The sequence below is a fragment of the Embleya scabrispora genome, assembly GCF_002024165.1.
Lineage (GTDB): Bacteria > Actinomycetota > Actinomycetes > Streptomycetales > Streptomycetaceae > Embleya > Embleya scabrispora_A.
Genome location: NZ_MWQN01000001.1, coordinates 4574725 through 4596831, shown reverse-complemented (window position 1 = coordinate 4596831; position 22107 = coordinate 4574725). Strand labels below are relative to the sequence as shown.

Annotated in this window: 17 protein-coding genes; 12 read left to right on the top strand and 5 right to left on the bottom strand. The window is 72.5% G+C overall.

The window, feature by feature from the left end; genetic code table 11:
• Positions 1-39: 39 nt before the first annotated feature.
• Together B4N89_RS20315 and B4N89_RS50740 are read right to left on the bottom strand one after the other, a co-directional pair.
• Positions 40-1431 (bottom strand): TerD family protein, encoded by a 1392-nt coding sequence (locus B4N89_RS20315; RefSeq protein WP_161500763.1) that lies wholly within the window; start codon positions 1429-1431, stop codon positions 40-42.
• 136 nt (positions 1432-1567) lie between these two features.
• Positions 1568-1717: a hypothetical protein gene (locus B4N89_RS50740; protein WP_201260871.1), complete on the bottom strand. Its 150-nt coding sequence runs from the start codon at positions 1715-1717 to the stop codon at positions 1568-1570.
• Between the two features lie 159 nt (positions 1718-1876).
• On the opposite strand from B4N89_RS50740, the gene B4N89_RS20310 reads away from it, so the two are divergent.
• From B4N89_RS20310 to B4N89_RS20270, 9 genes are all read left to right on the top strand, one after another.
• The gene (locus tag B4N89_RS20310; protein WP_078977263.1) at positions 1877-2998 is read left to right on the top strand and encodes a M48 family metallopeptidase; all 1122 of its coding nucleotides are present in this window, start codon (positions 1877-1879) and stop codon (positions 2996-2998) included.
• Between the two features lie 189 nt (positions 2999-3187).
• Positions 3188-4003 (top strand): hypothetical protein, encoded by an 816-nt coding sequence (locus B4N89_RS20305; protein WP_143658038.1) that lies wholly within the window; start codon positions 3188-3190, stop codon positions 4001-4003.
• Between the two features lie 71 nt (positions 4004-4074).
• Positions 4075-4944 (top strand): TIGR03936 family radical SAM-associated protein, encoded by an 870-nt coding sequence (locus B4N89_RS20300; RefSeq protein WP_078977261.1) that lies wholly within the window; start codon positions 4075-4077, stop codon positions 4942-4944.
• Positions 4945-5094: 150 nt separating this feature from the next.
• The gene (locus tag B4N89_RS20295) at positions 5095-8730 is read left to right on the top strand and encodes an Rne/Rng family ribonuclease (RefSeq protein ID WP_078977260.1); all 3636 of its coding nucleotides are present in this window, start codon (positions 5095-5097) and stop codon (positions 8728-8730) included.
• A 209-nt stretch (positions 8731-8939) separates the two neighbouring features.
• The gene (gene rplU, locus B4N89_RS20290; RefSeq protein ID WP_078977259.1) at positions 8940-9254 is read left to right on the top strand and encodes a 50S ribosomal protein L21; all 315 of its coding nucleotides are present in this window, start codon (positions 8940-8942) and stop codon (positions 9252-9254) included.
• A gap of 11 nt (positions 9255-9265) precedes the next feature.
• A complete protein-coding gene (gene rpmA, locus B4N89_RS20285; protein ID WP_020550744.1) occupies positions 9266-9520 on the top strand; it encodes a 50S ribosomal protein L27 in 255 nt (84 codons plus the stop codon).
• Positions 9521-9630: 110 nt separating this feature from the next.
• Positions 9631-11076: a GTPase ObgE gene (obgE, locus tag B4N89_RS20280; RefSeq protein WP_078977258.1), complete on the top strand. Its 1446-nt coding sequence runs from the start codon at positions 9631-9633 to the stop codon at positions 11074-11076.
• 115 nt (positions 11077-11191) lie between these two features.
• Positions 11192-12295 (top strand): glutamate 5-kinase, encoded by a 1104-nt coding sequence (proB, locus tag B4N89_RS20275; RefSeq protein WP_078979488.1) that lies wholly within the window; start codon positions 11192-11194, stop codon positions 12293-12295.
• A gap of 45 nt (positions 12296-12340) precedes the next feature.
• Complete coding sequence (locus B4N89_RS20270) at positions 12341-12745, top strand: hypothetical protein (RefSeq protein ID WP_414646382.1); 405 nt, start codon at positions 12341-12343, stop codon at positions 12743-12745.
• Between the two features lie 37 nt (positions 12746-12782).
• Here the strand turns inward: B4N89_RS20270 and B4N89_RS20265 are convergent, their stop codons facing one another.
• The 3 genes from B4N89_RS20265 to B4N89_RS20255 form a co-directional block, all read right to left on the bottom strand.
• A complete protein-coding gene (locus B4N89_RS20265; RefSeq protein WP_143658037.1) occupies positions 12783-13832 on the bottom strand; it encodes a hypothetical protein in 1050 nt (349 codons plus the stop codon).
• A 150-nt stretch (positions 13833-13982) separates the two neighbouring features.
• Positions 13983-14642, bottom strand: a complete 660-nt coding sequence (locus B4N89_RS20260) for a hypothetical protein (protein WP_078977255.1) — start codon at positions 14640-14642, stop codon at positions 13983-13985.
• A 127-nt stretch (positions 14643-14769) separates the two neighbouring features.
• Positions 14770-16032 (bottom strand): glutamate-5-semialdehyde dehydrogenase, encoded by a 1263-nt coding sequence (locus B4N89_RS20255; protein WP_078977254.1) that lies wholly within the window; start codon positions 16030-16032, stop codon positions 14770-14772.
• A 125-nt stretch (positions 16033-16157) separates the two neighbouring features.
• Here B4N89_RS20255 and B4N89_RS20250 point away from each other — a divergent pair, with 125 nt between their 5' ends.
• From B4N89_RS20250 to B4N89_RS20240, 3 genes are all read left to right on the top strand, one after another.
• Positions 16158-17702, top strand: a complete 1545-nt coding sequence (locus B4N89_RS20250; protein WP_078977253.1) for a fatty acyl-CoA synthetase — start codon at positions 16158-16160, stop codon at positions 17700-17702.
• A 587-nt stretch (positions 17703-18289) separates the two neighbouring features.
• Complete coding sequence (locus B4N89_RS20245; RefSeq protein ID WP_078977252.1) at positions 18290-20008, top strand: ABC transporter transmembrane domain-containing protein; 1719 nt, start codon at positions 18290-18292, stop codon at positions 20006-20008.
• Positions 20005-21744, top strand: a complete 1740-nt coding sequence (locus tag B4N89_RS20240; RefSeq protein ID WP_078977251.1) for an ABC transporter ATP-binding protein — start codon at positions 20005-20007, stop codon at positions 21742-21744. Before B4N89_RS20245 ends, B4N89_RS20240 begins: the two co-directional genes overlap by 4 nt.
• The last annotated feature ends 363 nt before the right edge of the window (positions 21745-22107 follow it).

Genomic DNA, 22107 nt, shown 5'->3' with positions numbered 1-22107 from the left:
TCGCGACGGCCGGGCGGGAGGTGCGGGTGGGCCGCCGGGTCAGTCGGGGATCGTGGTCAGGGACCAGGCGCCGTCGGCTTCCACCTCGATCAGGCAGGGGCCCTTGGGCAGGATCGACTCGCCCTCGTAGTCGCCGATCGCGTTGGCCAGGGTGCCGAGATAGGCCTCGTCGTCGCCGTGTTCGGTGAAGGTGCCGACGATGAAGTTGCTGCCGCCGGCGTGTGTCATCGCGACCACCGTGCGCGGGCCGGCCCAGCGCACCGTCTCGGGACCCGTGCCCTCCAGCCGGTCGGTGAGCGGTCGGGCGGCCTCGGGGGTGAGCAGTCGGACGGTCCACGCGCCGTCGGCCTCGATCTTCAGGCGCGAGGTACGGGTGCCGCGCTCGTCCACCAGGGCCCGGCTCCGGTGCGTGCCGATCGTGTTGGCCAGGAGCTTGTCCGTCTCCAGGTCGGCGTCCAGCGTCCAGACCACGAAGTTGTCGGTGCCCCGGGACTCCAGCTCGACCAGGAAGGGGCCGGCGTCGACGGGGCGCTCGATGGAGAGGACCCGGTCGCCGCGGCCCTCGTACTCGACGGCGGGCGCGGGGCGGGGCGAGCGGGGGCCGGCGTCGGCGGGCTCGGGGTCGGGCGCGGCGTGCGAGTCCGGCAACTGCTCGGTCGGGGGAGGCGGTTCCGCCACGACATCGGCCGGGGCGGGCGGCGCGGGTTCGGCGGCGGATCCGACCTCGGGTTCCGGCGCGGGCTCGGGGTCGGGCTCCGGGGCGGGCTCGGGATCGATCACGGATTCGGCCTCGGATTCGGCCTCGGATTCGGCCTCGGACTCCCGTGCGGGTTCCGGCGCGTCGGCCGCGGGCTCGACCTCGGCTCCCTCGGCGGGTTCCGGTGCCGGTTCGGCGTGCGCCGCCGTGTCCGGTATCACCGGGTCCGCCATCACCGCGGCCGTGAACAGCGCCTGGTCGGGCTCCGCGCCCAGGTCCCGCACCAACTCGTCCAGGCCCGCCTCGTAGCCCTGCCCCACCGCGCCGAACCGCCACCCGTCCCGGCGATAGACCTCGGCCAGGATCAGCGCCCGCTCCCGGGTCAACTCGCCCACCGGCAGCACGAATCGGCCGATCTCGCCGTCGGCGCCGAGCAGGCGCAACCGCGACCCGGCGCCGAACCCCGGCGCCTGCGCGCCGATCGCGAACACCAGCCGGTCCACCGCGTCGTCCACGGCGGACAGGTCCACATGGAACTCGGCGGTCCCGGTCCCGCCCGCCACGAGCGCGACCGCGCTCGTCAGCGACGCGGGTCGGGCGGTGCAGACCACGTCCAGATCCGCCGTCCCGAGGCTGAAGCAGTACGCGGCCAGGCCCTCGCCCGACACGTCGAACTCCACCCTGATGGCCGAATCGTCCAGCCTCGTCTTCTCGCCCATGGCGAATGTGCGCATCGAGCCCTCCCCCGGCCTCCCCTGACCTGGCGTCACCTTAACGCGCATGACGAAGCGCCGGGCGGCAACGGGGCACCCGGCGCGGACAGGGAGATTCGACGAACCGGACGCGGCCGTCCGGGTTCGGACCGAGGGCTCAGCGGTCCTTGTTGAAGCGCGTCACGACGAACAGCAGGATGAGCAGCGTGGCCAGCGCACCGATGCCGGCGCCCAGCCCGTTCAGGTTCTCGTGCTTGCCGCTCTCGTTGGCCAGCGTGGTGAGGACGGTCGTGGCGTGCTGGGTCATCCGTGGTCAGCCCTTGCGTAGTTTTTGCCGACGTGTGCGGACGACATCGTACGGGCGCGGAGGGTGAGGCGCGCGGTCAGGTTCCGGGGACGACCCTCGGCCTCGGGGCGTGGACGCGCCTAGGGTGGAGGTGGATTGCTCGAGGCTAGGGGGCGCAGCATGCCGGACGACAAGACGATCGGACCGTTCGAGGGACGCCGACGATTCCCCGGGATCTCCTCCCGGGCCTACGAACACCCCTCCGATCGCGCCGCGCTGGTGGCGATGCGCCGGCTCAGCGGTTTCGATCTCATCCTCAAACAGATGTCGGGCCTGGTGTCCGAGCGGGCGATCCGACTCGCCTTCCTGGCGGGTTCGGTCCGGGTGGGCGAGCAGCAGTTCCACCGCCTGCACGAGATGGTCCGCGAGTCGGCGTACATCCTGGATCTGCCCGCCGTGCCGGAGCTGTTCGTCACCCAGGACCCGCAGCCGAACGCGATGGCGATCGGCATGGACAAGCCGTTCATCGTGGTCACCTCGGGCCTGGTCGAACTGCTCGACGACGACGAGATGCGCACGGTGATCGGCCACGAGACCGGGCACATCCTGTCCGGGCACGCCGTGTACCGCACGATGTTGCTGATCCTGACCCGGTTCGCCGCCGCGCTGTCCGGGATCCCGCTGGGCACGATCGGCGTGCACGCGATCATCACCGCGTTGCAGGAGTGGTTCCGCAAGTCGGAGGTGTCCTGTGACCGGGCGGGCCTGCTGGTCGGCCAGGACCCCGAGGTGGCGATGCGCGCACTGATGAAGGTCGCGGGGGGCTCGCAGCTGCACGAGATGAGCACCGACGCGTTCCTGGAGCAGGCCGCCGAGTACGAGGGCGCCGGCGACCTGCGCGACAGCGTGCTCAAGTTGATGAACCTGCTGGGGCGTTCCCACCCGTTCCCGGTGGTCCGGGTCGCCGAACTGCGCAAGTGGGCGGACGGGGACGACTATCGGCGGATCTTGGCCGGCGAGTATCCGCGTCGCGAGGACGACCCGAACGCGTCGGTGCGCGAGGAGGCCAAGGCCTCGGCGAACGCCTACCGCGAGTCCGTACGCACCACCACGGACCCGCTGTTCGGCCTGCTGCGCGACCTCGCCGACGGCGCGGCGGACGCGGGCGGCAAGCTCCGGGACCGGTTCGCCGGCCGCCGCGCCGAATCGGGGCCGTCGCCGGACGGTGGCATGTCGCCGAACGGTGGCGCGCGGCCCGACGATCACACGCCGCCGTCGCGTGGGGGCACGTCGACGGAGTGACCCGAGGGCCGGGTCGGGCTCGGGGCCGAGGGGGTGGCCCGCGTGAAGTGGCTCGCTCTCCCTATATATAGGCGCCACACAGGCCGCACCCGGGGGCACTGACGATGCTGTCAAGTAGTCGGATAGTCACATAAAGCAGTGATGCCGGTCCCGCCTCCCCGCCGGGGGCGGGACCACTAATCTTCCCGGGTGACTGCAAACGGGGAGCAACCGGATCGGGTGCCGTGGGAGCCGTCCCGCGGGAATCCGCCACCGGGCCGGCCGGAGCCGCCGGCCTGGCAACAGCACGCGGACCACGCGTACCCGCCACGCACCGGCCCCGAGCCGGGCGAGGGTTGCCTGTACGCGGTGGTCCGCTGGCCCGCCCGGATCATCGCGCTGATCATCGTGGTCCCGCTGCGCCTGCTGTGGGAGTTGGTGCGGCTGATCGGCAGGGGGATCAAATTCCTGTTCTGGGACTGGTTCCTGCATCCGATCCTGCGGGGGCTGAAGAAGCTGCTGTGGGACTGGTTCCTCTACCCGGTGCTGAGCTTCGTCGGCCGCTACATCCTCGTCCCGATCGCCAACGCCCTCGCGTGGGTGGTCACCCGGCTGATCCACCGACCGCTCGCCTTCCTGTTCCGCTGTCTGCTGCTCGTGCCCGGCGCCTGGTTGTGGCGGCACGTGTTGCGGCCGATCGGGCGCGCGACCCTGCTGGCGCTGCGGTTCGCGTGGGACGTTTCCACCGCGGTGCTCAACGTCCTGATCATTCGACCGCTGTCCTGGGTGTGGCGTGCGGTGCTGGTTCCGATCGGTCGCGGCATCGCGGTGGTCTGGCGGCATCTGGTGGTGCTGCCGGTGGCCTGGGCCTGGCGCAACGTGCTCACGCCGATCGGCAGGGCCATCCGCGCCGTATGGCGGGTTCTGGTCGTGGCGCCGTGCCGCTGGGTCGGTCGGGCCGTCCTCCGGCCGATCGGCAGGGCCACCGCAGAGGTGCTCCGAGCCCTCGGAATCGGGGGGCGCTGACCCGACCCGTCCCATGGCCGTAGTCTTGGACCGACTTCTGTCCATCCCCTTGAGTCGAGGACTGAGCGAAACTGGCACGACGTACGCCCGAGGGACCGCCGCCCGCGCCGACGGTCCAGCGACTGCGCCTCCGGTACACCAAGCGCGGCCGCCTCCGGTTCACCAGCCACCGGGACTTCCAGCGCGCGTTCGAGCGGGCCCTGCGTCGGGCGGAAGTGCCGATGGCCTACTCCGCCGGTTTCACCCCCCACCCCAAGGTGTCCTACGCGGGAGCGGCGCCCACCGGCGTCGCCAGCGAGGCCGAATACCTCGAGATCGGCGTGGCCACACACTGTGACCCCGCCCGCCTTCGGGATCTGCTGGACGCGTCGCTGCCGAGCGGTCTCGACATCGTCGAGATCGTCGAGGCACAGGGCGGCAACCTCCCCGAGCGCCTGGAGGCGTCGGTCTGGGAGCTGGCCCTGGACGGGGTCGCTCCCGAGGAGGCCGAGCGCGCGGTCACCGCGTTCCTGGCCGCCGAGACCGTCGAGGTCCAGCGGATGAGCAAGAACGGGATGCGCACATTCGACGCCCGCGAGGCGGTGATCGCGCTGACCGTCACCACCCCCGACGGGAACGACGCAGGTCACCAGGGTGTCGATGCGGGTAGTGCCGCACCCTGTGCGATACTGCGACTGGTTGTCCGGCACACCACACCCGCCGTTCGACCCGACGACGTTCTGTCCGGTCTTCGCACGGTCGCCGAACTTGTGACGCCCACCGCCGCCGCGGTCACCCGCCTGGCGCAGGGGCCGCTCGATGCCGCGACCGTTTCGGTGACCGACCCGCTCGCGCCCGACCGCGCGACATCGGCGGTGGAGCACACCTCGCAGGGGGGCGAGGAACTCCGAACCGGCCCGCAGGGCGGTGCAGAACCCGTCGTCGAAGCCTCGAATCGGTGACGACCGGGTACACGAGGCCCAAGGCTTGAATTTCCGACAGACTTATCGCCCGGATCACGGCCGCAAGGCCGGGACCGGCGAGTGAGAGAGAAGCTTCCGCGCGGCGCCCTGCGTTGGAGCGCCCGGAAGCGTGACGGGAGACAGACCCGCATGCTCGACACCGAGCCCAACGACACGCCTGAGACATCAGGTACTTCCGGGGTGGTAAACCCCGGTACCGACAACGACAACAGTACGAAGGACGACACGGCCACGACGTCGGCACCCCGCCGCCGTCGGCGCGCCGCCAGCCGTCCGGCCGGACCGCCGAGCGTGCCCTCTCCCGAGGCCGCGCCGGTTCCGGCCGCCGCAACGCCCGAGGCGCCCGCGCCCGCCGGTGGGGCCGACGAGGAGGAGCCGGAGGTCGACGAGACCGCACCGGTCGACGCCGCGCCGGAACCCGAGCCGGAGCCGGAGCCCGAGGCGCCGCGGCGGACGCGGCGTACCCGCAAGCGGGTGACCGCGCCGGTGACCGACACGGCCGCGATCGCGGCCGCGCCGACGGAGGCGGTCGAGGCCGCGCCGGCGGAGGTCGCCGCCGAGGCCGGCGCGCCGGCCGAGGAGGAGGCGCCGCGTCGGGTCCGGCGGACCCGCAAGCGGGCCGCCGTCGCGCCCGAGGCGGCCCCGGAGGAGGTCGCGCCCGAGCCGGTCGCCGAGACCGCGCAGGCCGCGCAGGTCTCTCAGGCGGCTGAACCCGCGCAGCCCTCGCAGGCCGAGGCTCCGCAGGCCGAGGCCGAGGAGGCGCCGCGGCGGACCCGGCGTACCCGCAAGCGTGCGGTGCCGGCCGTCGAGGAGGCCGAGGCGACGCCCGTCGCCGAGGTCGAGCCGGTGGTCGAGCCCGAGGCGGCTGCCGAGCCGGCGGCCCCGTCGTCCCGGCGCAAGACGCCGCCGCCGGTCTTCCAGCCGCTGTTCCAGGCCCCGCAGGCCGCGGTCTTCGCGGCGCCGCAGCGTGCCGCCGAACCGGTCGCCGCGCCGGCCGAGGACACCGTCGAGGCCGAGCCGGGGACCACGCCCGAGGAGCCGCGCGGTCGGCGTCGCCGGCGTCGCGCGCTGCCGGTGGACGAGGTGCACGGCGCGGCCGAGGCCGAGCCGCAGGACTCGCGCTACCAGGACGAGCAGGAGCGGCACGCGGCTCGCCCGATCGCCTCGGCCGAGCCGGTCGAGTCGACCGAGGAGCCCGAGGGCGCCGAGGCACACGACGCGCACGAGGACGAGACCGACGGCGACCGCCCGACCCGTCGGCGCCGGCGCGGTGGCCGACGCCGCCGCGGTCGCGGTGACGACGGCGCCGAGGACCACGGTTCCGACGAGGACGACGAGCAGCGGATCGAGGGGGTCGGCGACGGCCCCGACGAGGACGCGGACCCCGACGATCCGAGCGACGCGGGCGCGACCACCAGCAGCCGCCGTCGCCGTCGGCGCCGCCGTCGCGACGGGGCCGCCGACGAGCCCGCCGGCGAGCCGCAGGACGATCCCGAGCGCACCGTGGTCAAGGTCCGCGAGCCGCGCAAGCGCGACGTGCTCGCCGACAGCCCCACCGACGAGGTGCAGGGCGTCAAGGGCTCGACCCGGCTGGAGGCCAAGAAGCAGCGCCGCCGCGAGGGGCGCGCGCAGGGCCGCCGCCGGGTGCCGATCATCACCGAATCGGAGTTCCTGGCCCGCCGCGAGGCGGTCGAGCGGGTCATGGTCGTGCGCCAGAACGGCGACCGCACCCAGATCGGCGTGCTCGAGGACGACGTGCTCGTCGAGCACTACGTGAGCCGCAGCCAGGACACCCAGGCCGCCTACGTCGGCAACGTCTACCTGGGCAAGGTCCAGAACGTGCTGCCGTCGATGGAGGCCGCGTTCGTCGACATCGGCAAGGGCCGCAACGCGGTGCTGTACGCCGGTGAGGTCAACTTCGAGGCGGCGGGCTTCAGCGGTCCGCGCCGGATCGAGGCCGTGCTCAAGCCCGGCCAGTCGGTCCTGGTCCAGGTCACCAAGGACCCGATCGGCCACAAGGGCGCCCGGCTGACCAGCCAGGTCTCGCTGCCCGGTCGCTACCTGGTGTACGTGCCCGAGGGCACCATGACCGGGATCAGCCGCAAGCTCCCGGACACCGAGCGGGCTCGGCTGAAGACCATCCTCAAGAAGATCGTGCCGGAGAATGCGGGCGTCATCGTGCGCACCGCCGCCGAGGGCGCGACCGAGGAGGACCTGACCCGCGACGTGACGCGGCTCCAGGCCCAGTGGGAGGACATCAAGAAGAAGTCCAAGATGATCACGACCAGTTCGCCCTCGCTGCTGTACGGCGAGCCGGACATGACGGTCCGGGTCATCCGCGACATCTTCAACGAGGACTTCTCCAAGCTGATCGTCTCGGGCGACGAGGCGTGGGGCGTCATCCACGAGTACGTCGGCCACGTGGCCCCCGACCTGGCCCCGCGCCTGTCGCGGTGGACCAGCGAGGTGGACGTCTTCGCGACGTACCGCATCGACGAGCAGCTGATGAAGGCGCTGGACCGCAAGGTCTGGCTGCCCAGCGGCGGCTCGCTGGTGATCGACCGCACCGAGGCGATGGTCGTGGTCGACGTCAACACCGGGAAGTTCACCGGTCAGGGCGGCAACCTCGAGGAGACCGTCACCCGCAACAACCTGGAGGCGGCCGAGGAGATCGTCCGCCAGCTCCGGCTGCGCGACCTCGGCGGGATCATCGTCGTCGACTTCATCGACATGGTCCTGGAGGCCAACCGCGATCTGGTCCTGCGCCGGCTGATGGAGTGCCTGGGCCGGGACCGGACCAAGCACCAGGTCGCCGAGGTGACCTCGCTCGGCCTGGTCCAGATGACCCGCAAGCGGGTCGGCCAGGGTCTGCTCGAAGCCTTCTCGGAGAACTGCGAGCGGTGCAACGGGCGCGGCGTGATCGTGCACATGGACGCGCCGGAGAGCAAGGGCCACGGCAACGGCGGACACACCCACGGTGGCAACGGCGGCAACGGTGCGGCGAGCGGCGGTGGGCGGCGCAAGCGCAACAAGGGCAACGCCGACCGCAACGGCAGCGGGCCGATCACCGAGATCGTCGAGACCGACGAGTCGGTCGAGCGGGACGTGCCGGAGTTCGACGAGGTCGTCGAGGTCGTCGAGGTGCCCGCGCTCGCCGAGACGTTCGAGGACGTCGAGGTCGTCGAGGTCGCGGAGCCGGTCGAGGTCGTCGAGGCGGAGATCGTGCCGGAGCCGGTGGCGCCGGTCGAGGTCGCCGAGGTGCCGGTGGCGGAGGCCCCCGAGCCCGCGGTGACCGAGGGCGTGGACGTACCGGACGCGGCGGCCGAGCAGGCCGACGAGGCCGAGGAGGCCCCCGCGCCGGCCAAGCGGGTGCGCAAGGCCGCCGCCAAGAAGACGGCCGCCAAGAAGACCGCGGCCAAGACCACGGCAGCGAAGAAGACCGCCGCCAAGGCGCCCCGGAAGTCGGCCAAGAAGGTCGCCGCCGAGGCCGAGGCGACGGAGCAGCCGACCGAGTCGACCGCACCCGAGGCGGCGCCCGAAGCCGCCCCGGCGGCGCCCGCCAAGGCGCGCAAGGCGACCAAGCGGGCCGCGAAGACCGCCCCCGCCGAGCCGGCGACCGAGGCTCCGGCCGAGGCCGAGCCCGCCAAGCCGGCCAAGGCCGCCGCCAAGCCGCGCAAGACCTCGCGGCGGGCGACCCGGCCCGCCGGTCCGCCGGAGGGTGCCGTGGACGGCGCCGAGCCGGTGCCGGCGGCGAGCGGAAGCTGAGCCGTGACGGGTCCGCCCCGGGTGCTATCCCCGGGGCGGACCCGTTTGGCCTTCGGCCCCGGGCATCCTGTAACCTTTGCCCTTGGTGTGCTTAGGCACAGGCTCCTGAGCAACCACCCTCCGGATCGCAAGCTTCGGAGGAGGCCCCCGATATCTGTTCGGTGTGGCTGGCTTCAGGGGCTCGGACCCTGCAGAGAGAGAGATCCACGGTGTACGCGATCGTTCGCGCCGGTGGCAGGCAGCACAAGGTTGCCATCGGTGACGTCGTCCAGGTCGACCGCATTCGCGGTGCGGCGGGCACGGCAGTTGAGCTCCAGGCCATTCTCGTCGTAGACGGTGAAGCCGTGACGAGTGACCCGTGGGTCCTCGCGGGTGTGAAGGTGACGGCCGAGGTCGTCGACCACACCAAGGGCAAGAAGATCGACATTCTGAAGTACAAGAACAAGACCGGTTACCGCAAGCGCATGGGTCACCGCCAGCAGCACACCCAGCTGAAGATCACCGGCATCAACTCCGGGAAGTAGGGAGCAGCGACATGGCACACAAGAAGGGTGCATCTTCCACCCGGAACGGCCGTGACTCGAACGCGCAGCGCCTCGGCGTCAAGCGCTTCGGCGGCCAGGTCGTCAACGCCGGCGAGATCATCGTCCGCCAGCGCGGTACGCACTTCCACCCCGGCACCAACGTCGGTCGCGGCGGCGACGACACGCTGTTCGCGCTGTCGGCCGGCGCCGTGCAGTTCGGCACCGCGCGCGGTCGCCGCGTGGTGAACATCGTCCCGGCGGAATAATTCCGCCGCGGCAATTCGCTTCGACACCCGAGGGCGGACCCTATTCGGTCCGCCCTCGGGTGTTTGTCCACAGTGTTCGCTCCCTGCTCGGGAGCCGAGGAGGAATCCACGTGACGACCTTCGTCGACCGCGTCGTGCTGCACGTCGCGGCGGGTAACGGGGGCCACGGCGTGGCCTCGGTGCACCGCGAGAAGTTCAAGCCGCTCGGCGGCCCCGACGGGGGCAACGGCGGTCGCGGCGGCGACGTCACGCTGGTCGTCGACGCCAACACCACCACGCTGCTCGAATACCACCACCACCCGCACCGCAAGGCCACCAACGGCAAGCCCGGCGCCGGCGCCAACCGCACCGGTCCCAACGGCAGCGACGTGATCCTGCCCGTGCCGGACGGCACCGTGGTCAAGCGGCTGCTTCCCAACGGCGACGAGGAATTCGTCGAGGACCTGGTCGGCAACGGCGCGAGCTACGTGATCGCCCAGGGCGGTCGCGGCGGCCTCGGCAATGCCGCGCTGGCCTCCCCGCGCCGCAAGGCCCCCGGCTTCGCGCTGCTCGGCGAACCCGGCGAGGCCGGCGACTTCGTCCTGGAGTTGAAGACCGTCGCCGACGTCGCGCTGGTGGGCTTCCCCAGTGCCGGCAAGTCGTCGCTGATCGCCACGCTCAGCGCGGCGCGGCCGAAGATCGCCGACTACCCGTTCACCACCCTGGTGCCGAACCTGGGCGTGGTCACCGCCGGCGACATCGTCTACACCGTCGCCGACGTACCCGGACTGATCCCCGGCGCGAGCGAGGGCAAGGGCCTGGGCCTGGAGTTCCTGCGGCACGTGGAGCGCTGCAAGGCGCTGGTCCACGTCCTCGACTGCGCGACGCTGGAGCCCGGCCGCGACCCGATCACCGACCTGGACACCATCGAGGCCGAACTCGCCGCCTACGGCGGCCTGGAGGACCGGCCTCGGATGGTCGCGCTGAACAAGGTGGACGTGCCCGACGGCAGCGATCTGGCGGAGATGGTCACGGCCGAGTTGGAGGCCCGCGGACTGAAGGTGTTCCCGGTCTCCGCGGTCAGCCGCGCGGGGCTGCGCGAGTTGTCCTTCGCGATGGCCGCCCAGGTACAGGGCGCCCGCGACGCGGCGCCCGCGCCGGAGGCCACCCGCATCGTGCTGCGCCCGACCGCGGTGGACGACAGCGGCTTCACCGTCACCCGGCGCGACGAGGCGTTCATCGTGCGCGGCGCCAAGCCCGAACGGTGGGTGCGCCAGACCGACTTCAGCAACGACGAGGCGGTGGGCTACCTGGCCGACCGGCTCGCCCGACTCGGGGTCGAGGAGGCCCTGTGGTCGGCGGGGGCCGTCCCCGGTGCCGAGGTGGTCATCGGCGACGACGTCACCGGTGTGGTCTTCGACTGGGAGCCGACCGTCGCGGCGGGCGCCGAGATGCTGGGTCGACGCGGCGAGGACCACCGCCTGCAGACGCACCGCCCGGCGGTCGACCGGCGCCGCGAGCGCGAGGCGATCGAGACGCAGTACGAGGAGTTCGACCCGTTCTCGGACGACTCCTGACGCCTCGCGGTCCGGTGGATCTCCGCCGACGCCGCGGACTGGCGACCCTCTCGAATCTCCCGACCGGAAAGCGGGGCCTGAAGTGCACAGTGGGGCCGGCGCGGCGCGCGAGGACGTGACCTCCGCGCGCCGCATCGTGGTCAAGGTCGGTTCGTCCTCGTTGACGACCGCGCAGGGTGGCCTGGACCCGGATCGGGTCGACGTCCTGGTGGACGTGATAGCGGCCAAGCGGGCCGAGGGGGTCGAGGTCGTCCTGGTCTCCTCCGGTGCGATCGCCGCCGGCCTCGCGCCGCTGGGCCTGGCCCGCCGACCACGCGACCTCGCCACCCAGCAGGCCGCCGCGAGCGTGGGTCAGGGGCTGCTCGTGGCCCGCTACACCGCCTCGTTCGCCCGCTACGGCCTGCGGGTGGGCCAGGTGCTGCTCACGGTCGACGACGTCACCCGCCGCGCGCATTACCGCAACGCCTACAACACGCTGGACAAGCTGCTGGCGATGGGCGCGGTGCCGGTGGTCAACGAGAACGACACGGTGGCCACGGAGGAGATCCGCTTCGGCGACAACGACCGGCTGGCGGCCCTGGTCGCGCACGTCGTGCACGCCGATCTGCTGGTCCTGCTGTCCGACGTGGACGGGCTGTACGACGGCGATCCGGCGAAGCCGACGTCGTCGCGGGTTCCGTTCGTGACCGGTCCGGCCGATCTCGAAGGCATCGAGATCGGCAAGGCCGGCAAGTCCGGGGTCGGCACCGGCGGGATGGTCACCAAGGTCGAGGCGGCGGGCATCGCCACCTCGGCGGGCATTCCCGTGGTGCTCACCGCGACCCGCTTCGCGTCCGACGCACTGGCCGGCAAGGACACCGGAACTCTGTTCCACCGCACCGGAGTTCGCACCGCCGACCGGCTCCTGTGGTTGGCCCACGCGAGCACCGCGCGCGGTCGGCTCGCGCTCGATCCCGGCGCCGTGCGGGCCGTGGTGGAGCGGCGCAGTTCGCTGCTGCCGGCCGGAATCACCGGCGTCCAGGGCGGTTTCGTCGCCGGCGATCCGGTGGACCTGGTTGACGAAAACGGTCACATCGTGGCCCGCGGACTGGTCAACTTTGATGCGAAGGAACTGCCGGGCCTGCTCGGGCGATCCACCCGGGAATTGGCCCGGGAGCTGGGTCCGGCCTACGAGCGCGAGGTCGTCCACCGCGACGACCTGGTGCTGCTGCGCCGCTGAGCGACGACCACGGAAGATCAGCAGCTCGCCGACGGGAGGCCGGCCGTGCCGGAGCGTGGGGATCGCCCCTGGGGACAGCCGACGACGCCGGCGCGGACCGAACCCGACGGCGCGGGCCGAATGTGGCACATCACGCTGACCCTGGCCGGTCCGCCGGGCGACCCCGAGGACGTGCGGCGAGCGCTGGAACGCCTCGCCCACGAGCACCCGTTCCTGCTCGCCGGCCGCTACGCCGCCGACCACGCCGAGGTGCGCTACTGGGAGGAGGCCCCCAACCTCCACGACGCCGCCGCGATCGCGCTGCGCCTTTGGGGCGAACACCGCCGGAGCGCGGACCTGCCCCCGTGGGAGCTGATCGGCCTGGAGGTCGTCGACCGCCCCACCTATCAAAAACGCGCCGGCGCCCCGGCGCCCCTCCCGGTCCAACCGGGCCGCGTCCAGCCGTTCTGAGGGCGGTACGGCGAGCGCTCGACGCGTTCCGACGCGGCTACGGGGTCGTTGCCATGCGGGTGCAGGTGGTGGGTGGGGTGGGGTGGAAGGGGTCGATCTGCTCGGGCCCTGGTGGGGCGTCGGCCGGGGTGGGGCCGGTGAAGACGGGGTGGAACCAGGTGGCGTTGTCCGGGGTGCAGGTCTGGGGGCCGGCCACGGTCAGGATGCGGCGGACCTGGAGGAGGCCGTCGTGCAGCATCGGCGCGTCGGTGTGGAAGTCCCAGACGCGGTGCACCACGAAGCGGGTCCAGCCCGGGCCGCCGAACTGGGCGACGGCGTAGACGAACACCACGTCGGCGGTGACCACGAGGTCGCGCTGCGCGTGTTCGGCGGCCGTGATCGTGCCCGCCGCGCGGGGTGCCGCGTCCAGGACCCGGATCGCCGCCGGGTCGAAGCGGGTGATCCAGCCGGTGGGCGCCGACACGTCGTCGTCGCGGGGGGCGACCAGGGCCGCGCCGAGTTGGTCGCGCTGTTCGCGGCGCAGCAGGGGCAGCGCCGCCCACGGCCGGCCGCCCCCCAGGACGGTCGGGTCGAGTTGGCTGCCGACCACGAACTCGCGTACCAGGTCGAGGGCTTGGCCCACCTGGCCGGCGGAGTAGTGGGCCGAGTCGCGGCGTTCGCCGATGACGATCCCGGCGGCGCCCTGGGCCCAGCCCGCGGCCGGTCCGCCGGCCATCGGATCGGCGGGCAGCGGACCCGTCGCGTAGTCCACGGGCGGGGTCAGCGAGACCCGTTGCAGGACGGCGGGGCCGACCTCCGGGTGCGATCCGGCGGTGCCGGCCCGCCGGGCGCCGAGGAAGGTCGCGCCACCGATCACCAGTAGTACGACCAGCACGCCCGCCACACCGCGCAGCGTGCGCAGCCGGACACCGAGCACCCGGCGCTGCCGGTGCGGTCGTTTGCCGGCGTGCAGCCGCTCCCGCGCGGAGGGCTCGTGCAGGTCCGCCGCACGGACGAAGGTCGCGTCGAATACGACGGCGCTGAACTCGTCCTCGCCGTCGGGCCCACCCCTGTTCGGGCCTTCGGGGGGCACTCCCCGTCCGGACATACCATCAGCTTAAGTCGCGCGTGAGCGGGTGGATATGCGCCCGGGCGCGGGGTTGCGTCGGGGTCTGCGGCGAGGTCGCGAGCGGGCCGTGCCTCCGGGGGCCGGGTCTTCGGCTCCGCACGGGCCCGGCCCTTCTCGGCCCGGCCCTTCTCAGCCCGGCCCCGAACGGGCCACCGCCGCCTGCGACGGTGCCGTCGTATCGCCGGCCGTGCCCGAATCCCCCGGCGCGACGGTGATCCGCACCTGGGAGGTGTCCTGGCCGGGCGGCGCCGGCACGGGGTTGTTGTCGGTCGTCGCGCTGCGACCGGTGCCCACCGACGGTTGCCGGGGCGCGGTCGGCCCCTGCGAGGATCCGCTGCGGTAGACGGCGGTGACCGCCATCGCCACCACGCCGACGCCCATCAGCAGGGCCAGCGCCCAGGCCACTCCGCGCCGCCAGCGTGTGGTGCGCGCGGCCTTGGCCCACGGCTCGCCCGCGAACCAGGCCGGCACGTGCGGCAACATCGGCTCGGTGTCGGGTCCGGGTACGGTCCGGGCCCGCCACGGGTCCTCGCCGTCGGGTGGATACGTCCCGTCGTCGAACCAGTCGGAGCGGTCGGCCTGTTCGGTCGTCCGGTCGGTCCGCTCGGGCGCGGCGGCGGTGGGTGTGGGCGCAGCGTCGATCGCCGCGCCACGCTCGTTCGCCGAGGGTTCGTGTACGCGGGCCGCGCGCACGAACGACTCGTCGAAGACGACGGAGGAGAGCTCGTCCTCCGAGAACTCGGGAAAGTCTGGGCCGTCCGGGAACTCTGGCCCTGGTGAATCGGGCACTCCTAGACAGTATTACCGCGGGCACTCCGATGGATACCGATTCAGCGCACCGGTCCGGGGCCCTTCGCCGTGCCGCTCCGGACTCCGGCTCGGCGCGCCGACCCCGGCCGGGTGGTCGCGCAGGCGATCAGGAGCGCACGTGGCCGTCGCCGGTGACCACGTACTTCGTGCTGGTCAGCTCGGGCAGCCCCATCGGGCCGCGCGCGTGCAGCTTCTGCGTGGAGATGCCGATCTCGGCGCCGAAGCCGAACTGGCCGCCGTCGGTGAACCGGGTCGAGGCGTTGACCATCACGGCGGTGGAGTCGACCAGGGCCACGAACTCGCGGGCCGCGGCCTGCGAGGTGGTGACGATCGCCTCCGTGTGGCCGGAGGAGTGCCGGCGGATGTGCGCGACCGCGTCGTGCAGCGAGGGCACCACGGCGGCGGCGATGTCGTAGGACAGGTATTCGGTGTCCCAGTCGGCGTCGGTGGCGGGCACCACGTCGGCCGAGTAGGCCTGTACGGCGGCGTCGCCGTGCACGGTCACGCCCGCGTCCTTCAGGGCCGCGAGCGCGAGCGGTACGAAGGCGTCGGCCACGTCGCGGTGCACCAGCAGCGTCTCCGCCGAGTTGCACACGCTGACCCGGTGCGCCTTGGAGTTGACCAGGATGTTCACCGCCATCCCCAGGTCGGTCTGCGTGTCGACGTAGACGTGGCAGTTGCCCACGCCGGTCTCGATCACCGGCACGGTCGAGCCCTCGACCACGGTGCGGATCAGGCTCGCCCCGCCGCGCGGGATCAGGACGTCGACCAGGCCGCGCGCGGTCATCAGCTCCTTCACCGAGTCGTGCGTCTCGCCCGGCACCAACTGGATCGCGTCGGCGGGCAGGCCGGCCGCGACGACCGCGTCGCGCATCACCGCGACGATGGCGGTGTTCGAGCGGTAGGCGGACGAGGAGCCGCGCAGCAGCACCGCGTTGCCCGACTTCAGGCACAGCGCGGCGCCGTCGACGGTGACGTTGGGGCGGGCCTCGTAGATGATCCCGACCACGCCGAGCGGCACCCGCACCTGGCGCAGTTCCAGGCCGTTGGGCAGGGTCGAGCCGCGCAGCACCTCGCCGACCGGGTCGGGCAGGCCGACCACGTCGCGCACGTCGGAGGCGATGGCGGCGATGCGCTCGTCGGTCAGGGTGAGCCGGTCGATCATCGCCTCGCCGGTGCCGTTGGCCCGGGCCCGCTCCACATCCTCCGCGTTGGCCGCGACGATCTCCGCCGAGCGGGCCACGAGCGCGTCGGCGAGCGCGAGCAGCGCGTCGTCCTTGACCCGCCGGGTCAGTGGCGCGAGGACGGCGGCGGCCTCCCGGGCGCGACGGGCGGTGTCGAGGACTGCGGACGCTGCGCTGCTGGTCATGCCCGCAAGCCTACCTAGCCGGGTCGGTGATCAACACGACGATTTCAGGAGGCGAGACGCTTCCGCCCGGCGGACGGGCCGGACACAATGACGCCGCCACCCTTCACCGAGGCGAGGAGCCATCCGTGACCGCTGTCCAGGCCCGCCGGCACGGCATCGCCGACCTGCTCACGCGTACCGCCGCCCGGCTGCCGGACCGGCTCGCCGTGGTGGACGGCGAGCTGCGGCAGACCTTCGCCGAGCTCGACGACACGGTCTCGCGCGCCGCCGGGGCACTGGCCGCGCGCGGCATCGGCAAGGGTGACCGGGTGGTGCTGCTCGCCCGCAACTCGCACGGCTTCGTGGTGGCCTACTTCGCGCTGGCCCGGCTCGGGGCGATCTCGGTCCCGGTGAACTTCATGCTCACCGCGCCCGAGGTCGGCTACGTCCTGGAGCACGCGGGCGCGATCGCCGTGCTGGCCGGGCCCGAGCTGACCGCCACCGCCGACGCCGCCCTGGCCGGCCGCGAGGCGCTGCGCGTGGTGCTCGGCCCGGCGGCTCCGGGGTGGGAGCCGTTCGCCGAGCTGATCGCCGAGGGCGGCCCGGTGCCGGATGTGCCGCTCCTCGACGACGACCCGGTACAGATCATGTACACCTCGGGCACCGAGTCCCGCCCCAAGGGCGCGGTGATGACCAGCCGCAATCTGATCGCCCAGTACGCGACCGCGATCATCGACGGCGGGATGGCCGCCGACGACGTGGAGATCCACGCCCTGCCGCTCTACCACTGCGCGCAGTTGCACTGCTTCCTCACCCCGGACGTCTACCTCGGCGCGACGTCGATCATCCTGCCCGCGCCGGACCCGGCCACGCTGCTCGCCACCATCGAACGCGAGCGGGTGACCAAGCTGTTCTGCCCTCCGACGGTGTGGATCGCGCTGCTTCGCCACCCCGACTTCGACACCCGGGACCTGTCCGGGCTGCGCAAGGGCTACTACGGCGCGGCGGCGATGCCGGTCGAGGTGCTGGGCGAACTGCGGCGCCGGTTGCCGCGGTTGCGGCTGTACAACTTCTACGGCCAGACCGAGATGTCGCCGGTGGCCACCATCCTGGGCCCGGACGACCAGGAGCGGAAGGCGGGTTCGGCGGGACGCGCGGGGCTCAACGTGCAAACCGCCGTGGTCGACGACGAGGATCGCCCGGTGCCGCCCGGCGAGGTGGGCGAGATCGTGCACCGCGGCCCACACACGATGCTCGGCTACTGGAACGACCCGGACCGCACCGCCGAGGCCTTCCGCAACGGCTGGTTCCACAGCGGCGACCTCGGCGTACTGGACGCGGAGGGCTACCTCACCGTGGTCGACCGCAAAAAGGACATGGTCAAGACCGGCGGCGAAAACGTGGCCGGCCGAGAGGTGGAGGAAGCCATCCACGCCCACCCGGCGGTGGCCGAGGCGGCGGTATTCGGCGTCCCCCACCCGTACTGGATCGAGGCGGTCACGGCGGTGGTCGTCCCCCGCCCGGGCGAGCGGATCACAGAGGAGGAGGTGATCGAACACTGCAAAGCCCGCCTGGCCGGCTTCAAGGTCCCCAAGTATGTGGTGATCGCCGAATCCCTCCCGAAAAACCCCAGCGGCAAAATCCTCAAACGCCAACTCCGAGACCAACACGCGAAGTTGGCTGCGGAATAGCGCACCTGCTTCCAACGCCGGCCACAGCCGAGCAAAGCCGCCCCGGGTGACGCCCGAGACCGACTGCCGCCCGTACCGGCCCGAGTGCGCTTGAGGCCACCGCAGGGCGGAGGAAGTCGCGCCTCGGCCTGCTACAGAACGCCGGTCCGGGTCGGTGGTGGTGTGGGGCTTCGGGGTGTGGGCTTTCGTCGGGACGGGCGCCCCGGTCGGGGGAAAGGCGACCAACGGCGGGCGGCAGAGAGGGGGCCGGGCTGGGTTCCGCCGAGTCCCTACCGCCCGCCGTTGCCGGCCGGTTTTGGCCGAGCATCACGCCTGCCTCGCCAGAAACCGGAGTCTCGGAGTCACGCACGCCGGCGGCGGATCGCCGAGTGTGTGCGGAAGGACTGGGTGGCGCTGCTTGCGGGCTGCCGTGCGTGGCCTTCCGGCCGCGCGGCTTGCGGTCCCTTACGTGTCGGGGCGGTGCCCACCGCGCCCACCGCGCTCGGTGCCCCGTTGCGTTTTGCGGCTTCCAGGCAGCTTCACGCCGGGCCGGGGCCGGGAATAATGCGTGGAACGTGACCCGGGTCGCGGGTTAGCGTCGATGGACAATGCGAACGTTTCCCGTCGCCGACCCCGGCGATCCCGATATCCGGTCGGCGGGCCGCTACCTGCTCTGGCTCGCCGCGCGCACCCGGCGGACGATTGTCATGGGCATCGTCTGGGCGTCGGTGTGGATGGTGGCCCAGGCCCTCATGCCCGCCGCCGTCGGCCGGGCGATCGACGCCATCGAGGCGCGGGACGAGGGTCGGCTGTACACCTGGTGCGGCGTACTGCTCGGGCTCGCCGTGCTGATCGGCTTCACGGGCGTCATGCGCCACCGCAACGCGGTCGGCAACTTCCTCGACTCGGCCTTTCGTACCATCCAACTCGTCACCCGGCAGGCCGCCCGGCTCGGCGCCGTGCTGCAACGCCGGATCGCCTCCGGCGAGGTGGTCGGCATCGGTACCTCCGACGTGGACGCGATCGGCTCGACGCTGGACATCACCGCGCGCGGCTGTGCCTCGGTGGTCACGCTCGCCGTGGTCGCCGTCGTGCTGTTGAACATGTCGGTGCCGCTCGGGCTGCTCGTGCTGATCGGCGTGCCGTTGCTGATGGGCGTGGTCTCGCTGCTGCTGCGACCGCTGCACCGGCGTCAGAACGCCTACCGCGAACTGCAGTCCGGGCTGGCCGATCGGGCCGTCGACATCGCGTCCGGGCTGCGCGTGCTGCGCGGCATCGGCGGTGAGCGCAGCTTCGGGGCCCGCTACCGGCGCGAATCGCAGGAGTTGCGGGTGGCGGGCGTACGCACCGCCAGGATCGAATCGATGTTGGAGGCGGCGCAGTTCCTGGTGCCCGGCTTCTTCGTCGCGTTCGGTACCTGGCTGGCCGCCCGGTTCGCCCTGGACGGGCGCCTGACGGTCGGTCAGATGGTGTCGTTCTACGGCTATGCGGCGTTCCTGACCGTCCCGCTCTCCACCCTCACCGAGTTCGCCGACCGCGTCGTCCGCGGCCACGTCGCGTCGCGACGCGTGGTGCGGGTGCTCGGCCTCGCGCCGGGCGTCGAGGACCGCCCCGACCCGCTCGCCTGGCCGGCACCCGGCGACCTGGTGGACCGGCGCTCCGGCCTGGTGGTTCGGCCCGGCGTGCAACTCGGCATCGCCTGCGAGGACCCGCAGGACGCGCCCGCGCTGGCCGACCGGCTCGGCCGCTACGAGGACGCCGACGTCTTCTACCACGACGTGCCGCTGGCCGACCTCGCGGTGGCCGACGTGCGCGAGCGGATTCTGATCGCGCACCACGACGCCGGGCTGTTCTCCGGGCCGCTGCGCCGCGAACTGACGCCCGGCAGCGGTGGCGGGGGCGGCGTCGGCCTCGCCGAGGCGGTGGAGGTGGCCTGCGCCGCGGACGTGGTCGACGCGCTGGACGAGGGCCTGGACACGGAGATCGCGGCGCGCGGCCGGGAGTTCTCCGGTGGTCAGGTACAACGCCTGCGCCTGGTGCGGGCGTTGGTCGCCGACCCGCAGACGCTGGTGCTGATCGAGCCGACCAGCGCGGTGGACGCGCACACCGAGGCCCGGATCGCCGCCCGGCTCGCCGCGCACCGGCGCGGGCGCACCACGGTGGTCGCCACCACCAGCCCGCTCGTCCTCGACACCATGGACGAGGTCGCCTACGTCGAGGACGGCAAGGTCATGGCGGTCGGACCGCACCGCGAACTGCTCGCGAACGAACCGGGATACGCGGCGTTGGTCACCCGTGTCGACGACGATGAGGAGGTGGACGCGTGAGCACGCGCCGCCTGTTGCCGGTGGCCCCGGCCGCCGAGGTCGGCCGGCACGCCGTGCGGCTGCTGCGCGAGCGGCGGCGCGACCTGATCCTGACCGTGCTGTTCTACGCGCTCGCCGCGGTGGCCGGACTGGTCGCACCGCGGCTGCTCGGCGTGCTGATCGAGAAGGTCCGCGACGATGCCCCGACCCGGACGATCGACCTGCTCGGCCTGGGTATCGCCGGCGCGCTGCTGCTCCAGGCGCTGATCGTGCGTCAGGCGGCGGTGGCCGCGGCTCGGCTCGGCGAGGGCCTGCTCGCGCAGGTTCGCGAGGAGTTCGTGGAGCGCATCCTGGACCTGCCGCTGTCCACCGTCGAGCGGGCCGGCTCCGGCGACCTGCTCGGCCGGGCGAATCGCGACGTGGCGGCGATGTCCCGCTCGGCCCGTCGTGCGGTGCCCTCGGTGCTGGTCGCGGCCGTGACGATCGTGCTGACCTTCACCGGGCTGCTGGTGCTCAATCCGCTGCTGGCGCTGCCGCTGCTGATCACCGTGCCGCTGCTGATCCCGGTCACCTGGTGGTACCTGCGTCGGGCGCCGGCGGGCTATCTGCGCGAGAACGCCGCCTGGGCGCAGGTGACCGACTCGCTCGCGGAGACGGTGGAGGGCGCGCGTACGGTCGAGGCGCTGCGGCTGGCCGATCGGCGGCGGCGGCGCGGTGAGGACGACGTCGGCAAGGCGTACGCGGCCGAGCGGTACACGTTGTGGCTGCGCACCATCTGGTACCCGACGGTCGACTTCGGCTACATGTTGCCGGTGGTGGCGACCACCGCCTTCGGCGGCTGGGCGTATCTGCACGGCTGGGCCACGCTCGGCGAGGTGGCGACCGCGGTGTTGTACGTGCAGTTGATCATCGGGCCGATGGACGAACTGCTCAACTGGCTGGACGAGGTACAGATCTCGGCGGCCTCGCTGGCCCGACTGCTGGGTGTGGCCGACGTGCCGTCCGACCGCGTACCCACCGACGCCAAGCCGGTGGACGAGACCCTGACCGTGCGCGATGTGCGGTTCGCGTACGACTCGGGGCGCGAGGTGCTGCACGGGATCGACCTGACGGTGCGACCGGGCGAGCGGATCGCGATGGTGGGGCCGAGCGGGGCCGGGAAGTCCACGCTGGGGCGGCTGTTGGCCGGGGTCAACGGGCCGACGTCAGGGAAGGTGGAGGTCGGCGGGGTGCCGCTGGTCGGCCTGCCGCTCGACGAACTGCGCGGCCGGGTCGCGCTGGTGACCCAGGAACACCACGTGTTCCGGGGCACGTTGCGGGACAACCTGCTGCTGGCACGCGAGGACGCCGACGACGACGCGGTGTTGGCGGCGCTGCGGGCGGTCGACGCGGACTGGGTGGCCGCGCTGCCCGACGGGATGAACACCGAAGTCGGGCCCAAGGGCCACGAGTTGTCGGCTCCGCAGGCACAACAGCTGGCACTGGCCCGGTTGGTGCTGGCCGACCCGCACACGCTGGTCCTGGACGAGGCGACCTCGCTGATCGACCCTCGGGCAGCCCGGCACCTGGAGCGTTCGTTGGGCGCGGTGATCGAGGGCCGGACGGTGATCGCGATCGCACACCGCCTGTACACGGCGCACGACGCGGACCGCGTCGCGGTGGTCGAGGACGGCCGCATCACGGAGCTGGGCAGCCACCGCGAACTGATCGCGGCCGACGGAGCCTACGCGGCCCTGTGGCGGTCCTGGCACGGGTGAGCCCCGGCTCACGCCCGGCCGGGGCCTTCCCGCTGCGTCAGAGAGTCCAAGAGTGGCCACCGGGGTCATCCAGCCACACCACATTGGCCTGCGGCGTGACAGTAAGCCCATACCGCCTCAAGCCCGGTCGGCCATTCGACAACCAAGAAGCCATCACCGCTTCGAGGTTGCTCCCCAACGGCCGAGTTCCGCCCTCGTACAACCTGCCCCCGCCTGCGACGTCACTCTCCACGACCGCCCACGACCCATCCGGGTGGAGAAACCAGCGCCCCGCCACCTCACGCGTGGCCGAGTAGCGAAGACGAATCGTGCCCGGGAGGGCAAGCTGCGCCGCCCACAGGAAAGCCGGGTCATCAAGCACTT

What these genes read in the sequence shown, in the direction of transcription:
- B4N89_RS20310 (WP_078977263.1), top strand. Translation starts at nt 1,877, where the DNA reads ATGCCGGACGACAAGACGATCGGACCGTTCGAGGGACGCCGACGATTC.
- B4N89_RS20265 (WP_143658037.1), bottom strand. Translation starts at nt 13,832, where the DNA reads ATGTCCGGACGGGGAGTGCCCCCCGAAGGCCCGAACAGGGGTGGGCCC.
- B4N89_RS20295 (WP_078977260.1), top strand. Translation starts at nt 5,095, where the DNA reads ATGCTCGACACCGAGCCCAACGACACGCCTGAGACATCAGGTACTTCC.
- B4N89_RS50740 (WP_201260871.1), bottom strand. Translation starts at nt 1,717, where the DNA reads ATGACCCAGCACGCCACGACCGTCCTCACCACGCTGGCCAACGAGAGC.
- B4N89_RS20315 (WP_161500763.1), bottom strand. Translation starts at nt 1,431, where the DNA reads ATGCGCACATTCGCCATGGGCGAGAAGACGAGGCTGGACGATTCGGCC.
- rpmA (WP_020550744.1), top strand. Translation starts at nt 9,266, where the DNA reads ATGGCACACAAGAAGGGTGCATCTTCCACCCGGAACGGCCGTGACTCG.
- B4N89_RS20255 (WP_078977254.1), bottom strand. Translation starts at nt 16,032, where the DNA reads ATGACCAGCAGCGCAGCGTCCGCAGTCCTCGACACCGCCCGTCGCGCC.
- B4N89_RS20245 (WP_078977252.1), top strand. Translation starts at nt 18,290, where the DNA reads ATGCGAACGTTTCCCGTCGCCGACCCCGGCGATCCCGATATCCGGTCG.